The sequence below is a fragment of the Stenotrophomonas sp. YJH_SMC_110 genome (assembly GCF_059369255.1).
Window position 1 is genome coordinate 919,289 of record NZ_JCAFSM010000001.1, and the last position, 15,487, is coordinate 934,775.

A 15,487-nucleotide genomic window follows, 5' to 3' on the forward strand; every position below is an offset into this window, starting at 1 on the left:
CACTAAACGAAACGCTAATGTGATGTTCGTCGCACTTCAGCGGAAGCGTAGCGGGTCGATACCGCATTGCCCCTTCCCGAGAGTGCTTCCCGATGAATGCGTCTGTCCGTGCTCCGCGCCTGCAGTCCAAGCTGCTCGGCGCGGTTTCTGTTGGCTTGGCCGTGGTCCTGCTGTGCGCGCTGGCAGGCCTGGCCTCCGCCTGGTTGAAGTTGTCCACCGAGGTCCCGCCCGAAGTCGCGCACAGCCGCGATGCCGAACGCCTGCAGCGTGAGTTCCGTGGCCAGGTGCAGGAATGGAAGAACGTGCTGCTGCGCGGGCACGACGATGCGCTGCGCCAACGCCACCTGGATGGCTTCGACAGCGAAGGCCGCCTGGTCGGGCAACTGGCCAAGGGTCTGGCCACCAGCCCGGACCCGCGCACGCGTGAGCTGGCGCAGGCGTTCGTTGGCCTGCACGCGCAGCTGCAGCAGGACTATCACGCGGCGCTGCAGGCATTTGCCGCGGCCGGCTACGATCCCGCGGCCGGCGACAACCTGGTGCGCGGCAAGGATCGCCCGGTGGCGATGGCTCTGGATGCGCTGAGCACGCACGCCACGCAGGTGGCTGAAGCGGCGCTGGCGGCACGTTCGCAGCAGGCCCGGCAGACCCTGCTGCTGTGCGCGGCGCTGACCGTGCTGGCCGCCGTGCTGCTGCTGATCGGTCTGGCCTGGTGGCTGCGGCGTGCGGTGGTGCAGCCGGTGCTGGCAGTGGAAGCAGCGGCGCGCGCGGTGGCCGCCGGTGACCTGCAGCACGCAGTACAGGTGCGCAGCCGCGACGAGATCGGTCGCCTCGCGCAGGCCATGCAGGCGGTGCAATCCACGCTGCGCAGCGTGCTGGATGCACAGGCCGCGATGGCGCAGGCGCACGAAGCCGGCACCATCAGCCATCGCATGGACGCCGCTGCCTTCCCCGGCGCGTTCGGCACCATGGTGGCCGACTGCAACGCACTGGTCGATGCGCACATCCGGGTGAAGATGCGCGCGATCTCGATCATGGGCCGCTACGCGGTCGGCGACCTCAGCCAGGACATGGAACGCCTGCCCGGCGAGAAGGCGGTGATCACCGAAGCGCTGGACATGGCCAAGCACAACCTCGGCCTGATCAATGGCGAGATCCGCCGCCTGGCCGAGGCGGCGGCCGCCGGTGACTTCAGCCAGCGCGGCGACAGTGCCCGCTTCGAGCATGATTTCCGTGCAATGGTCGAAGGCCTGAACCGCCTGATGCAGACGACGGAGCTGAACCTGGGCGAGGTCTCCAGCATGCTGCGCGCGATCGCCGATGGCCGCCTCGGTGCACGCATGCACGGTGATTTCCAGGGGGTGTTCGCCCGTATCGCCGGCGATGCCAATACCACCGCCACGCAGCTGGCCACCATCGTCACCGACATCAAGCACGCCTCCGGCAACATCCACACCGCCGCCGCGGAGATCGCCGCCGGCAACAATGACCTGTCGCGCCGCACCGAGCAGCAGGCGGCCAACCTGGAGGAGACCGCGGCATCGATGGAGGAGCTGACCTCCACCGTGCGCCAGAACGCCGAACATGCGCGCCAGGCCAACCAGCTGGCGATCGGCGCCCATACGGTCGCCTCGCACGGTGGCAGCGTGGTCGGCCAGGTGGTGGCAACGATGGGCGCGATCGAGACCTCGTCGCGGCAGATCGCCGAGATCATCAGCGTCATCGATGGCATCGCGTTCCAGACCAACATCCTGGCGCTGAATGCTGCGGTGGAAGCGGCACGCGCCGGCGAACAGGGCCGCGGCTTCGCGGTGGTCGCCAGCGAAGTGCGTACGCTGGCGCAGCGCTCGGCGGCAGCCGCGAAGGAGATCAAGTCACTGATCGAAGCCTCGGTGGAACAGGTTGGCCATGGCGCACAGCGCGTGCGCGAGGCAGGCGACACCATGGCCGAGATCGTTGCATCGGTGCAGCGCGTGACCGACATCATGGCCGAGATCTCCGCGGCCTCGCAGGAGCAGAGCGCGGGCATCGAACAGGTCAGCCAGACCGTGATCCAGATGGACGGCACGACCCAGCAGAACGCCGCGCTGGTGGAAGAAGCCAGCGCCGCCGCGCGCAGCCTGGAGCAGCAGGCCAACCGCCTGATCGATGCGGTGGATGTGTTCGACCTGTCGACCACGGCGGCGGCGAAGGGCGGGCTGGCACGCGCGGCTTGATTGATCCGGTTGCCGGCAAGCGGCCGGCACTACCGTCGAGCGCAGACAGGGGGAGTGCCGGCCGCTGGCCGGCAGCGTCCAACGCTGCATGGGTGGCGGCATGAACAGTGCGGACCAACGGTCCGCACCCACCACCACCTGCCGTCGTACACGTCGATGCAATGCACCGTTGCCGGCATGCACACGGCCGCTGGCCTACCCTTTCGTGGACATTCCCGCCTCCCTCCCCCTCTGCTGGAGCCCCCATGACTGTCCCCGCCTTCGGTCTCGGTACCTTCCGCCTGAAAGACCAGACCGTGATCGACTCCGTGCGCAACGCGCTGGCGGTCGGCTACCGCGCCATCGATACCGCGCAGATCTACGGCAACGAAGCCGAGGTCGGCCAGGCCATCGCCGATTCCGGCGTGCCGCGCGACGACATCTACCTGACCACCAAGGTCTGGATCACCGCGTTCAAGCGCGATGCGCTGCTGGCCAGCCTGCGCACCAGCCTGGAAAAGCTGCGAACCGAGTACGTCGACCTGGCGCTGATCCACTGGCCATCGCCGAACGACAAGGTCGACGTGCCGATGGAGGAGTACCTGGCCGCACTGGCTGAAGCCAAGGCGCAGGGCCTGACCCGCGAGATCGGCATCTCCAACTTCACCATCGCGCAGACCCGCAAGGCGATCGGCATCCTCGGCGCCGGTGCCATTGCCACCAACCAGATCGAAATCCACCCCTACCTGCAGAATCGCCTGCTGGTGAAGTTCCTGCAGGACAACGGCATCCACATCACCGCCTACATGAGCCTGGCCTACGGCGAGGTGATCAAGGACCCGGTGATCCAGGCCATTGCCGGACGCCACCAGGCCACGCCGGCGCAGGTCGCGCTGGCCTGGGCGCTGCAGCAGGGTTTCTCGGTCATTCCGTCCTCGACCAAGCGCGAGAACCTGGCGAGCAACCTGGAAGCGGCAGCGATCCGCCTGACCGACGAAGACATGGCACAGATCGCCAAGCTCGACCGCGGCCATCGCCTGGCCAACCCGGAAGGCATCGCCCCGGCCTGGGATTGAGGCAGTGGTGCTGTAGAGCCGAGCGCACGCTCGGCTGCTGCCTCCCCGGAACCGAGCATGGCTCGGCTCTACAGGTAGGTGCCGACCTTGGTCGGCACTGAGCCCTGATCGATCGTTGGAACACCGTGCCGACCAAGGTCGGCACCTACGAGAGGGCGGGGATCATCCCCTGCCCTGCAGCAACCACCCACGCATCGCCGCACTGACCTCGTCCGGCTTCTCCATCGGTGCCAGGTGCCCGCAGTCAGGCACCACCACCAGCTGCGAGTGCGGCACCATCGCGTGCATTTCCTCGCTCACCGCCAGCGGCGTGATGCGATCGTTCGCGCCGCACACGATCAGCAGCGGATCGCGGTAGCCGGCCAGCACATCATGGCCATCGCGGCGTTCCAGCGCGCTCTGGCGCAGGAACACGTCCGCGCCCAGGCGGGCGGTCATGTCGCGCACGCGCTGCACCAGCACGTAGTCATCCAGCCGCGACGCATCGATGTAGCTGCGCATCAGCACATCGCCGAAGCCGTGGAACTTCCCCGGCAGGCGCACGCTGGCACGTTGGCTGCGGCGCTGCTCGGCACGTTCCGGTGAATCGGCGTGGATCGAGGTATCGATCAGCGCCAGCTGCAGCACGCGCTCCGGCACAATGCGCAGGATCTGCTGGGCGACGAAGCCGCCCAATGAGAAACCGGCCAGCGCAAAGCGCTCCGGTGCCTGTGCGAGCACGTCCTCGGCCACCGCCTGCAGGGTCTCGCCACGGGTCTGGTCGCCTACTGTGCAGTCGGCGATGTCGGCCAGGTCGGCCAGCTGCGCGCGCCACAGCTCGGCATCGTTGAGCAGGCCGGGCAGCAGCAGCAGGGGAATACGGTCGGTCATGGGGGTATTGTCGCGCCAGCACGGTGACGGAACCATGCCGCAACAGGCGGTTGCGTTGTAGGGTCGCGCCATGCTCGACTGCTGCACGGCCCGTCGAGCATGGCTCGACTCTCAGAAGGCAGCGATACGGACGCGACCATGGCAGACCCCTACAACAGCGGCACCCCCACCCCACCCGCGCTCCGCTTCGATGATGCGCTGGTCACCACCGCCTTCGAGCTGCCTGGGCACCGCGTCGTGCGCAACCTCGGTGTGGTGCGCGGCATCACCGTGCGCTCGCGCTCGATCGTCGGCAACTTCCTCGGCGGTATCCAGACGCTCTTCGGTGGCAACATCACCATCTATACCGAACTGTGCGAACAGGCCCGCGAGGAAACCTACCGCGACATGGTCAAGCATGCGCGGCAGCTGGGTGCCAACGCGATCATCGGCATGCGCTACGACGCCACCGATGTGATGACCGGGCTGACCGAAGTACTGTGCTATGGCACGGCGGTGGTGGTGGAACCGATGCGTTGAAGCTGTAGAGCCGAGCCCATGCCCGGCTCAGGCGTGCCCGTGTGATGCAAGGCAGCCGAGCGTGGGCTCGGCTCTACAATGGCACGTCGGGCACCTCGACCTGCTGCACCGGCAGGGTCACCATCATCACCGTCGGGTCGTCCGGGTCCAGCTTCGTCTTGAAGCCCAGGCTCTGGCACATCGCCAGCATGGTGCTGTTCTCGCGCAGCACCTGGCCTTCGACCACGTCCAGCCCCAGCCACTTGGCGTACTCGATCATGATCGCCATCAGCCGCCAGCCGATGCCATGGCCCTTCAGGTCCGAGCGGATCAGGATGCCGTACTCGCCGCGGTGGTAATCCGCATCGGCATGCAGGCGCACCGCGCCCAGCATCTCGCCGCTGCGCGGTTCGATCGCCACCAGCGCAATCGAGCGCGCGTAGTCGAGCTGGGTCAGGCGCGCGATGAACTCGTGGCTGAAGTGCTTCACCGACTGGAAGAAGCGCAGGCGCAGGTCCTCGTCGCTGACGCGGGCGAAGAACGCACGGAACAGCGCGTCGTCCTCCGGCCGCACCGGGCGCACGAAGGCACGGCCGCCATCGGACAGTTCGATGGTGCGCTCCCACTCCTTCGGGTACGGGAACACCGAGAAACGTGGATGGCCGCGGCCCTTGTGCAGGATGCGCGACGGCGCCACCGCCACGCGGGCGTCGAGGGCGAGGATGCCCTTGCCATCGACCAGCAACGGGTTGATGTCCAGCGTACGCACTTCGGGAATGTCGGCGGCCAGTTGTGCCAGCTTCACCAGCGCCAGCGCCAGTGCGCGCTCGTCAGCCGCCGGCACGTCACCGTAGGCCTTGAGGATGCGCGAGGCGCGGGTCTGGCCAATCAGCTCGTGGGCCAGGCGCAGGTCCAGCGGCGGCAGCGCCAGCGCCTTGTCGTTGATCACTTCGACGGCAGTGCCGCCGCGACCGACCACGATCACCGGGCCGAACGTCGCGTCATCGGCGATGCCGACAATCAACTCGCGCGCCTTCGGACGCACGATGGTCGGCTGCACCAGCAGGCCGTCGATACGCGCATCCGGCCGCAGCTGGCGTGCGCGCGACAGGATCGCGTTGGCCGCGCTCTGCACCGCCGGCAGCGTGGACAGGTTCAGGCGCACACCATCCACTTCCGACTTGTGCGGAATATCCGGCGAGAGAATCTTCAGCGCGACCGTGGCACCGCGTTCCAGCAGCGGCTGCGCCAGGTCCATCGCCTCGTGCGCATCACGCGCATGCATCACCGGCGCGGAGGGAATGCCGTAGGCCTTGAGCAGTTCATGCGTAGCCAGCGGGTCCAGCCACTGCTGGCCGTTGGCCAGCGCGGCATCGACCAGTGCGCGCGCGGCGGCCGTGTCGACGCTGAAGTCCTGCGGCAGGCTGGGCGGCGTTTCCATCAACGCGTTCTGCGCTTCGCGGTAGCGCACCAGATGCTGGAAGCCACGTACGGCTTCGGCCTCGGTCGGATAGGTCGGCACCCGCGCCGCGTTGAGCGTGGCGGTGGCCTGGTCGTCGTTGCCCAGCCACACCGCGAACACCGGCTTGTCGCGGTGGTGGCGCGGGCGCAGGCCGAGCGTGCGGGTGAGTGCCTGCGCGGCGTCCGCCGATGAGGTGAACGCGGTCGGCACGTTGACCACCATCACCGCGTCATTCTCGTTGTCGGCCAGCAGCGCTTCGATGGCCGCGGCATAGCGGTCACCATCGGCGTCGACCACGATGTCGACCGGATTGCTGCGCGACCAGCCCTGTGGCAATACCGCATCGAGCTTCTGCACCGTGCTGTCGGACAGGGTGGCCAGCGTGCCACGCAGCGCGATCAGCTGGTCCACGGCAAGGCGGCCGACGCCGCCACCATTGCTGAGAATGGCCAGGCGGCGGCCAGGGAAGGTGCCCAGCCGCCCCAGTGATTCGGCGGCGGTGAACAGCTCGTCCAGCGCACCGACGCGCAGCAGGCCGGCGCGGTTGAAGGCCGCACCGTACACATCATCGGCGCGGGCCAGGGCCTGCACATGGGTATCGCGGCTGCCCGGCTGCACGCGCTCGGCGCGGCCGGACTTCACCACCACCACCGGCTTGGCGCGGGCGGCGGCACGCGCGGCCGACATGAACTTGCGCGCGTCCTTGATCTGCTCGACGTAGAGCAGGATGGCGCGGGTACGGTAGTCGGTGGCGAAGTAGTCGAGCAGGTCGCCGAAGTCGACGTCCATCGTATCGCCCAGCGAGACCACGGCGGAGAACCCGACCGAGCGCGCCACGCCCCATTCCACCAGCGCGGCGGCAATGGCCGAGGATTCGGAGATCAGCGCGAGGTCGCCGGCCTGCGGAAAATGTGCGGCGATGCTGGCATTGAGCCGCGCGTGCGGCGCGATCACGCCCAGGCAATGCGGCCCGAGGATGCGCAGGCCATGCTTGCGCGCCACCGCCTCTACCTGTGCAGACAACGAACCGGGGCCTTCGCCCAGGTGCGCGGTGAGGATGATCGCCGCCTGCACGCCACGTTCGGCGGCAGTGCGCACCACCTGCGGCACGATCGCCGCTGGTGCGGTGATCACCACCAGGTCGGGCACCCAGTCCAGGTCCTTCAGCCGCTTGACCGTGCGGATGCCATCGATCTCGGCATGCCGCGGATTGATCCACGCCACCTTGCCGGGGAAGCCGGTGCCACGCAGGTTGCGCATCACCGCGCGCCCGGCCGAACGCTCGCGCGGGCTGCCGCCAATCACCGCGACCGACTGCGGACGGAACACGGACTGCAGGTGGTAGGTACTCATGCGCCTACGGTACCCAAATTCCGTGGCGATGGGGTCGGAGGCGGGGTCGGATCCCTTTTCGCAGGAAAGGGCTCCGACCCCTGCTGCGGATATCCGGGGTCAGAGCCCTTCGCTGCGCGAAGGGATCCGACCCCGGCGTGCACGTTTTGTTACAGCAGCGTGCCGTGCAGGATCATCGCGGCGATGCTGAAGTAGATCACCAGGCCGGTCACATCCACCAGGGTGGCCACGAACGGGGCCGAGGCGCTGGCCGGGTCGAAGTCGAGCCGCTTCAGGATGAAGGGCAGCATCGAGCCGGACAGCGAACCGAAGGTGACGATGCCCACCAGCGCGGCGCCGATGGTGATCGCCAGCAGGATCCAGTGCTCGCCGTAGTCGTGCAGGCCGCCCAGCTGCCAGATCACGATGCGCACGATGGCCAGGCAGCCGAGGATGGCGCCCAGCACCATGCCGGTCGGCACTTCGCGCAGGGCCACCTTCCACCAGTCGCGCAGGCGCAGTTCGCGCAGTGCCAGGCTGCGGATCAGCAGCGAGGTGGCCTGCGAGCCGGAATTGCCACCCGAACTCATGATCAATGGGATGAACAGGGTCAGCACCACCGCGCGCGCCAGTTCGTCCTCGTAGTGCTGCATCGCGCTGGCCGTCAGCATCTCGCCCAGGAACAGCACGCTCAGCCAGCCGGCGCGCTTGCGCAGCATCTCGAAGAAGCCGATCTGCATGTACGGCTTGTCCAGCGCTTCCATGCCGCCGAACTTGTGCGCGTCCTCGGTGGATTCCTCGATCAGCGCATCGAGCACGTCGTCCACGGTGACGATGCCGAGCATCTGCTGCTGCGCGTCGACCACCGGAATCGCCAGCAGGTCGTGGCGGCGGATCAGCCGTGCCACCTCTTCCTGGTCCATCAGCGCATCCACTGTTACCGGCGGATTGACCTGAGCCACGTCCAGGATCGATTCCTCGGGCAGGCCGGTGATCAGCCGGCGCATGGTCACCACCTGCTGCAGCTGCTGGCTGGCCGGCTCCAGCACGTAGATCGCGTACACCGTCTCGCGGGTGCGCTCGACCTGGCGGATGTGCTGCAGGGTCTGCGCCACGGTCCAGCTGGCGGGCACCGCCACGTACTCGGTGGTCATCAGTGCGCCGGCGGTGTTCGGCGGGTAGCTGAGCAGCTTCTGGATGACCTGGCGGGCGTCGGTGCCCAGCAGCGGGATCAACCGCGCGCGCTCTTCCTCATCCAGCTCGTGGACGATGTCGGTGGCGCGGTCGTCGGCCATCAGGCCCAGCAGCGCCGCAGCCCGCGCGGGTGGCAGTGCGGCCACCAGCTCACCGCTGCGGTGCAGCTCCGGCGCTTCGAGCATCTTCACTGCACGCGGCAACGGCAGCGCAGCCAGCGTTTCCGCGGCGCGGGTCAGGTCCAGCGTGTTGAGGAATTCCACCGCGTCGGCGGTGTTGTAGTTCGCCAGCGGTGCGGCCAGTGCGGCGGCATCGGCCACCGGGCGCAGCAATTGCTTCTGGTTCATCGGTTTTGCCTTGTGGGGATGCGACCTCGCGCAACGCCAACGCAGGCAAACCGTCCCGGTGTCAGGCGGTGGCCATCGCTGGCGTCGAACGAGGTCGACTTCTACTGTCGCTGGACATGGGTTGGGGACTCCGGGATGCGTATGCCAACGGACGCGCCGCCAGCGGCGGGCAGTCTGGACCCGTGGGCCATGCAGGTCAACCTGGGCGCCCCGCGCTGGGTGGCCGCCCGGCCGGTTGTTCTCGTGCATACACAGGCCGGCGCGCATAATGTCGTGGTGGCGCTCGCCACGCCCTCCCCCATCCGAACGGACGCACAGCGGGCTCCCCCGATGACCAGGTATTCCCATGCATAGCGGTGGTCTGGAACTGGCCCTGGTGCTGCTGCTGGCGGCGGTCATCGCCGTGCCGGTGTTCAAGAAGTTCGGCTTCGGCGCGGTACTGGGCTACCTGGCGGCCGGCGTGGTGCTGGGCCCGGACGGGCTGGGCTTCGTGCAGGACGCCGACCGCATCCTCGGTGCCGCCGAGATCGGTGTGGTGATGCTGCTGTTCGTGATCGGCCTGGAGCTGTCACCGGCACGCCTGAAGGTGATGCGGCGCTCGGTGTTCGGCGCCGGCGCGGCGCAGGTGGCGTTGTCCGGGCTGGTGCTGGGCGGCCTGCTGCTGCTCGATCACTTCCAGTGGAAGAGCGCGCTGGTGGTCGGCGTGGCGCTGGCGCTGTCATCCACCGCGGTCGGCCTGCAGCTGCTGTCCGAGCACAAGGCGATCAACAGCGACCATGGCCGGCTCGGGTTCGCCATCCTGCTGTTCCAGGACCTGATCGCGATCCCGCTGCTGGCGGCCATCCCGCTGCTGGGCGGAGTGAAGAACGAGACCCTGCGCTGGGAAGATGCGGCCGTGGCGCTGGGTGCGCTGGCGGTGGTGATCCTGTGCGGACGACCGGTGCTGCGCAAGGTGTTCAGCATCATTGCGCGGACCCGCAGCCCGGAAGTATTCACTGCCACCGCCCTGCTGGTGGTGCTGGGCACCGCCTGGTTCATGCAGGAAGCCGGCCTCAGCCCCAGCCTCGGCGCGTTCCTGGCCGGCGTGCTGCTGTCCGATTCGGAGTTCCGGCATGAGCTGGAAGCGCAGATCGAACCGTTCAAGGGGCTGCTGCTGGGCCTGTTCTTCATCGCAGTGGGCATGGGCATCGACCTGGACCGCATCGCCGCCGAGCCGTGGCTGATCGCCGCGGGTGTCGGCATCCTGCTGGTGGTCAAGTTCAGCCTGCTCTACGCGGTTGGACGTGTCGCCCGGCTCAGCTCGCGGCAATCGCTGCTGCTGGGCAGCGTGCTGTGGCTGGGCGGCGAGTTTGCCTTCGTGGTATTCAACGAGGCACAGCGCGCGCACTTGCTGGGCAACGCCAACCACGACCGGCTGGTGGCGATCGTCGGCCTGTCGATGGCGATCACGCCGCTGCTGATGATCGCGCTGCTCAAGCTGCTCGGCCAGGAAAAAGCCGCACCACGCGCGGCGGCCGAGGCCGACAAGGTGGCGCCGGACAACCGGCCCAAGGTGCTGATCGCCGGCATGGGACGCTTCGGCCAGGTGATCGCGCGCCTGCTGACCGCGCAGAAGGTGCCGTTCGTGGCGCTGGAGGCGAACCCGGACACCGTTGCCGACCTGCGCCGCTTCGGCAACCAGCTGTACTACGGCGATCCGACCCGGCCGGAGATGCTGCGTGCGGCGGGGGGCGAGCACATCGATGTGTTCGTGATCACCGTGGATGACCCGGAGACCAACCTGCGCGCGGTACGCATGGTGCGCCGGCTGTACCCGGACGCGACGGTGCTGGCGCGTGCACGCAACCGCCAGCATGCCTGGCGCCTGATGGACATGTCGGCCGAGCCGTTCCGCGAAGTGTTCGGCACCAGCCTTGAGATGAGCGGGCGCGTGCTGACCGCGCTGGGCGTGGCACCGGACGTGGCCGAACGCCATGTGCAGCGCTTCCGCGAGCACGATGAGCAGCTGCTGCGCGACCAGTATCTGGTGTACGACGACGAGGCAGCGGTGATCCAGACCTCGCGCGACGCACGCAACGACCTGATGCATCTGTTCGAGGCCGACGCGGAAAGCGACGGCAAGTAGGCGTGCCGACCAACGGTCGGCACCCACCGGGGCACGATCGGCACCCACCGGGGGCAGGGTTGGCACCGACCCGATCGATGGCGGACCCGGTAGTGCCGGCCGCTGGCCGGCAGCCTCGGTATCCCGGAGGTCTCAGCAGGTTGCCGGCCAGCGGCCGGCACTACCCACTGCGGATTCCGATCCCGATGCTCAACCGTTGTCGCGCAGGAACCGCGCCATCGACGAAACGCCCGGCACGCGCGGTTCGAACTCGCCAGCGACGTCGATGAAGCCGCGCATCACCGCGATCTCGCGCGGGCTGCGGTTGAGGCTGTCGCGCACTTCCGGATCGGCACCGGCGCGCAACAGGCGCTGCACCAGCAGCGGCAGTCCATGCAGGGCGGCCAGATGCAGCGGGCCGAAGCCGCGCGGATCGCGCACGTCCAGGCTGACGTCCTCATCCAGCAGGCGCTCTACCGCCGCCATCACCACCTGCTCGTCGCAGGCGGTTCCCGGCTCGGCGCGTGCGCCCAGCAGCAGCAGCAGCGGCGTGACCGAACCGGCGGCGGCCTGGTCCGGCTCGGCGCCCGCCAACAGCAGGGTGTCGAGCAGGGCCAGCAGGCGCGAGCGGTCGCGGGCACTGAAACCGTACAGCGCGGCACAGTGCAGCGGGCCCAGCTGCTGCGCGTCACCGGCATGCACGTCGGCACCGGCAGTGAGCAGGCGCGCGACGATGTCCGGCAGGCCCAGCGCCGAGGCCAGCATCAGCACGGTCACCCCGCCCGGCAGGCGGTGTTCCAGCTTGGCGCCGGCATCGAGCAGGGCCGAAACGATGTCGACCTGGCGCATGCTGACCGCCGCCGACAGCGGCGTCGCACCGCTTGCAGCGGCGTGCTGCGGATCGGCACCGCGCGCCAGCAGCAGGTCGGTCACGGCCAGGTGACCACCACCGGCCGCACGCAGCAGCGCGGTGCAGCCCTGTGCGTCGACCGCGTCGACGGCAAATCCCAGATCGATCAGGCGGCGCACGGCGTCTACATCACCGGCCATCGCAGCGGCCGGCAGATCGGCCTCGCGCAGGGTACGGCGCGGCAGCGGCCACACCCGCCAGTCCAGCCAGTCGGCCAGGTCACGGCGACCGATCGACAGCGCCACGCCCAGTGGCGTCTGACCGTCGGCGGCACGTGCTTCCGGCGAGGCACCGTGCTGCACCAGCAGCTTCAGTGCGCCTTCGCGGGCCAGTGCGGTGGCCAGATGCAATGCGGTCATGCCATGACTGTCGCGCGCCTCGCGATCGACACCGGCCTTGAGCAGGGCCTGCTGCAGGCGCAGCCAGCCCAGGCGTACCGCCAGCGACAGCGGTGGGTCACCGGCCGGCGAAGCGGCGAACGGATCGGCGCCACGCTCCAGCAGTTCCAGCGCCAGTTGTTCCAGGCCGCGGGCGGCCTGGTCGTGCTGTGCGCAGGCGGCCAGGAAGCGTGCCAGCCCACCGCGCCCGGCCGGCGACAGGCCGCGCTGCAGCATGACCTGCAGCGCCGGCACCGCGTCGATGCCGCGCGACAGCAGCGCGAACATCGGCGTATCGGCGCAGGCGTCGCGCACATAGGGATCGGCACCGTGGGCCAGCAGCCAATCGACCGCGCGCGGCTCCAGGGCCAACTCCGGATCGAGCAGCAGGCCGCCCAGTTCTTCCGGCTGGCACAGCCTGGCCAGCGCGGCCATGCCATCGGTGTTGCCGAAGCCCAGCGCTTCGCGCAGCAGGGTCAGCGGCGGACGGTCCGGCAACAGGCCGCTGGCGCTGGCCGCTTCACCGCGCTCGGCCAGGCCATCACTGACGGCTGCCGGCAGCGGATAAGACGGGTCCAGCAGGGCCACGATCGCCCAGCGGCCCGCTTCGGCCGCATAGTCCACCGCGCGGCGGCCAACCGGGTCGGTGGCGTCGGCGGCGATGCCCAGTTCCACCAGGCGCTTGATCAGCAGCGGCGAGACATCCTCGGCCATCACTGCCAGCTGCACCGCATTGCGGCCTTCGCCGTCCACCGCGACCAGGTCCGGCTTGTGCGGCAGCAGGTGCTCGACCACGGCGGCACGGCCGGCACGGGCGGCTTCCAGCCACGGCGTGCGGCCCAGTGCATCGCGCGCTTCCAGGTTGGCGCCGGCGCCCAGCAGCACGCCGATGATCTCCACGTGGCCGGCCAGCGCTGCCTCGTGCAGCGCGCTGCGGCGCTGGCGATCACGCGCGTCGGCGCGTGCCTTGTGCTTGAGCAGCAGCTGCACGCCGGCCGGATCGTCGTCCTCGGTGGCGGCGGCGGCCAGCAGCACCGGGGTGCCATCGGCCGGTTCGCTGCGTGCACCGCGCTCGAGCAGGAAGCGGGCCAGGCGCCAGTTGCCGACCTGGCAGGCCACCGCCAGCGGCGACCAGCCCTCGCGGTTCAGCGCATCGACTTCGGCAGCGGCATCGCGCAGCAGCGCGGCAACGCCCGGGTCGGAACTGCGTGCGGCATGGTGCAGCGGGGTGTTGCCATCGCTGTCGGTGGCACGCGAATCGGCACCGTTGGCGAGCAGGGTCATCACCGCTTCGGGGCGGCCATGCCAGCTGTCACGGGTGGCGGCCAGCAGCGGGGTCATGCCCCGGTGCGGCGCGTTCACATCTACGCCGCGGGCAATCAGCTCGCGCAGCAGGCGCAGGTCCGGCAGCACCGCCGCCAGCACCGCCAGGCTGCGCTGGTCACGCCAGTTCGGGTCCGGCAGCGCATACGGATCAGCACCGGCCTGCAGCAGCTGCAGGCCACGGTCGACGCGGCCCTGGCGCGCGGCCTCATACAGGGCCGGTGTCAGTTCCTGCGGCGCCATCGCCTCCAGCGGCGCGGTTTCGGCCGCAGCGGGGAACATCGGTTCCTGTTCGCTGCTGGCAGCGGCGAACGGGCTGGGGCGCAGCGACACCAGCGGCGCGGGCGCGACCCGCTGCAGCAGCAGGTGCAGCGCCGGCGACAGCAGCACGACCGCCAGTGCGGCGGGCCAGCGTGCGCCGTCCGGCAACAGGCCCGGCCAGGCCGGCAGCACCACCAGTGCGGCCAAGGCGATCACCAGCGCCGCCACGCCAAGACCACGCCAGGCGGTCAGGTCGCGGCCGGCCAGCGCCTGCCAGTGCTGGGCCAGGCTGCCATCCAGGCGTTCGACATCGTTCCACAGCGGCCAGGTGCGCCAGGCCGCCAGCAGGCCGGCACTGACCAGCACGCTCAGGCCCAGCACCGCCGCCAGGCTGCCGCTGTCACGCAGGGCCGCCAGCGGCCAGGCCAGCAGCAGCGCCAGCAGCAATGGCGCGGCAGCCCACAGCGCCAGCAGTGCGGGCAGGTCCTGGCGTGCGACCACCTTCAGCGGCAGCAGCGCACGGCTGCGACGCCACCACGACACGCCCAGCGCGAACGCCGGCTGCGCCAGTGCGGCAAGGATGGCACCCGGCACACCGCCCACCGCGGCGCCCAACGCCAGCATGGCACCCACGGCGAAGGCGATCGACAGGGCACGCGGACGGGAGGTGTCAGTCATAGTGTCGCGGCATCAGGCTGGCCACCGACGGCGGTACCTGCAGGTAGAACCCGCGTTCGCTCATTTCGCTGCGGACCTTTTCAGGATCGGCCTGGGCCAGGCGGCGCTGGACATCCAGGGCCACCTCCAGGACGAAGGTGAGCGTCCCCAGCGAGGTGAGCAGCGGCGCGGGCAGCGCGCTGAAATCATCGCGTCGGGGAACGTAGACGTAGGTGTCCGGCTTGAGTTGGCTTTTATAGACGTAGGCGTGCATGTCCGCGGGACGATAACCCGGGAAGAGCCATGATTGTGTCGGAAAGCCGACACCGGGGAAAGCCGTCAGCCGACGATGGCGGCGCGATCGGCGGCGTTTCCCTTGCGAGGTTCAGCAATGTGGCGGCGACGTTCAGCCAACGCCGCCGCCACGCGGGCGCTTACTTGACCTTGGCGTAGGTGCCCTTCAGCGCGACACCGGCGAGGATGGTGCCGGCGTAGCACTCGTAATTGGTGCTGCTCTTGAACTCGTTCTTCTTGTAGTAGCTGACGATGTCGACCACGGCGTTGGCGCCGCGCGACCTGGCGCCGTCCTGCAGCGCGCGCAGCGCCGACAGCGCGACCCAGCGGCAGGCCTCGGCATCGCTCTTGTTGGCGGCGTTGGTCTTCTTGTTGGTCACGTCTTCACCCAGGCGCTGCTGCACGCTGACCGGCTGGCCGGCCAGGTAGAAGCGCACGCTGCCGTCGATGCCGGCGTCCTTGGCAGCCTGCGAGCTGACCAGCTCCTGCAGGGACTGCTCGACGCGGGTATCGCGGGCAGAGGCGGTGGAGGTCAGGGCCAGCAGCGCGGTGGCAGTGGCGAGCATGAGAGTGCGGCGCATCGAAACTTC

The 15,487-nt window shown here is 69.2% G+C and carries 10 protein-coding genes; 4 read left to right on the top strand and 6 right to left on the bottom strand.

Going from position 1 to position 15,487, the window contains the following annotated elements; translation table 11 throughout:
* Positions 1–92 precede the first annotated feature (92 nt).
* Positions 93–2,213, top strand: a complete 2,121-nt coding sequence (locus AC5P6H_RS04135; RefSeq protein ID WP_262216736.1) for a methyl-accepting chemotaxis protein — start codon at positions 93–95, stop codon at positions 2,211–2,213.
* Between the two features lie 245 nt (positions 2,214–2,458).
* Positions 2,459–3,268: a 2,5-didehydrogluconate reductase DkgB gene (dkgB, locus tag AC5P6H_RS04140; RefSeq protein ID WP_014648825.1), complete on the top strand. Its 810-nt coding sequence runs from the start codon at positions 2,459–2,461 to the stop codon at positions 3,266–3,268.
* Positions 3,269–3,430: 162 nt separating this feature from the next.
* On the opposite strand, the gene AC5P6H_RS04145 is transcribed toward dkgB, so the two are convergent.
* Complete coding sequence (locus AC5P6H_RS04145; protein WP_495202330.1) at positions 3,431–4,138, bottom strand: alpha/beta fold hydrolase; 708 nt, start codon at positions 4,136–4,138, stop codon at positions 3,431–3,433.
* A gap of 138 nt (positions 4,139–4,276) precedes the next feature.
* On the opposite strand from AC5P6H_RS04145, the gene AC5P6H_RS04150 reads away from it, so the two are divergent.
* Complete coding sequence (locus AC5P6H_RS04150; RefSeq protein ID WP_014648827.1) at positions 4,277–4,657, top strand: YbjQ family protein; 381 nt, start codon at positions 4,277–4,279, stop codon at positions 4,655–4,657.
* Positions 4,658–4,730: 73 nt separating this feature from the next.
* On the opposite strand, the gene AC5P6H_RS04155 is transcribed toward AC5P6H_RS04150, so the two are convergent.
* Positions 4,731–7,451 (bottom strand): bifunctional acetate--CoA ligase family protein/GNAT family N-acetyltransferase, encoded by a 2,721-nt coding sequence (locus AC5P6H_RS04155; protein WP_445392012.1) that lies wholly within the window; start codon positions 7,449–7,451, stop codon positions 4,731–4,733.
* 149 nt (positions 7,452–7,600) lie between these two features.
* Positions 7,601–8,971 (bottom strand): magnesium transporter, encoded by a 1,371-nt coding sequence (mgtE, locus tag AC5P6H_RS04160; protein ID WP_495202331.1) that lies wholly within the window; start codon positions 8,969–8,971, stop codon positions 7,601–7,603.
* A gap of 346 nt (positions 8,972–9,317) precedes the next feature.
* Here mgtE and AC5P6H_RS04165 point away from each other — a divergent pair, with 346 nt between their 5' ends.
* Entirely contained in the window at positions 9,318–11,096 is a 1,779-nt protein-coding gene (locus AC5P6H_RS04165) for a monovalent cation:proton antiporter-2 (CPA2) family protein (RefSeq protein ID WP_014648831.1), read from the top strand.
* 189 nt (positions 11,097–11,285) lie between these two features.
* Here the strand turns inward: AC5P6H_RS04165 and AC5P6H_RS04170 are convergent, their stop codons facing one another.
* The 3 genes from AC5P6H_RS04170 to AC5P6H_RS04180 all read right to left on the bottom strand — a co-directional run bounded on the left by AC5P6H_RS04170 (position 11,286) and on the right by AC5P6H_RS04180 (position 15,478).
* On the bottom strand, positions 11,286–14,624 hold the full coding sequence (locus AC5P6H_RS04170) for an ankyrin repeat domain-containing protein (RefSeq protein WP_032960601.1): 3,339 nt from the start codon (positions 14,622–14,624) through the stop codon (positions 11,286–11,288).
* Entirely contained in the window at positions 14,617–14,877 is a 261-nt protein-coding gene (locus AC5P6H_RS04175; protein WP_049404015.1) for a YcgL domain-containing protein, read from the bottom strand. Before AC5P6H_RS04175 ends, AC5P6H_RS04170 begins: the two co-directional genes overlap by 8 nt.
* A gap of 160 nt (positions 14,878–15,037) precedes the next feature.
* Entirely contained in the window at positions 15,038–15,478 is a 441-nt protein-coding gene (locus AC5P6H_RS04180) for a hypothetical protein (protein WP_049442064.1), read from the bottom strand.
* Positions 15,479–15,487 lie beyond the last annotated feature (9 nt).

Bases quoted from the DNA above. Each gene is read 5' to 3' on its own strand.
- AC5P6H_RS04145 (WP_495202330.1), bottom strand. From the start codon at position 4,138: ATGACCGACCGTATTCCCCTGCTGCTGCTGCCCGGCCTGCTCAACGAT.
- AC5P6H_RS04155 (WP_445392012.1), bottom strand. From the start codon at position 7,451: ATGAGTACCTACCACCTGCAGTCCGTGTTCCGTCCGCAGTCGGTCGCG.
- AC5P6H_RS04180 (WP_049442064.1), bottom strand. From the start codon at position 15,478: ATGCGCCGCACTCTCATGCTCGCCACTGCCACCGCGCTGCTGGCCCTG.
- dkgB (WP_014648825.1), top strand. From the start codon at position 2,459: ATGACTGTCCCCGCCTTCGGTCTCGGTACCTTCCGCCTGAAAGACCAG.
- AC5P6H_RS04175 (WP_049404015.1), bottom strand. From the start codon at position 14,877: ATGCACGCCTACGTCTATAAAAGCCAACTCAAGCCGGACACCTACGTC.
- mgtE (WP_495202331.1), bottom strand. From the start codon at position 8,971: ATGAACCAGAAGCAATTGCTGCGCCCGGTGGCCGATGCCGCCGCACTG.
- AC5P6H_RS04165 (WP_014648831.1), top strand. From the start codon at position 9,318: ATGCATAGCGGTGGTCTGGAACTGGCCCTGGTGCTGCTGCTGGCGGCG.
- AC5P6H_RS04170 (WP_032960601.1), bottom strand. From the start codon at position 14,624: ATGACTGACACCTCCCGTCCGCGTGCCCTGTCGATCGCCTTCGCCGTG.
- AC5P6H_RS04135 (WP_262216736.1), top strand. From the start codon at position 93: ATGAATGCGTCTGTCCGTGCTCCGCGCCTGCAGTCCAAGCTGCTCGGC.
- AC5P6H_RS04150 (WP_014648827.1), top strand. From the start codon at position 4,277: ATGGCAGACCCCTACAACAGCGGCACCCCCACCCCACCCGCGCTCCGC.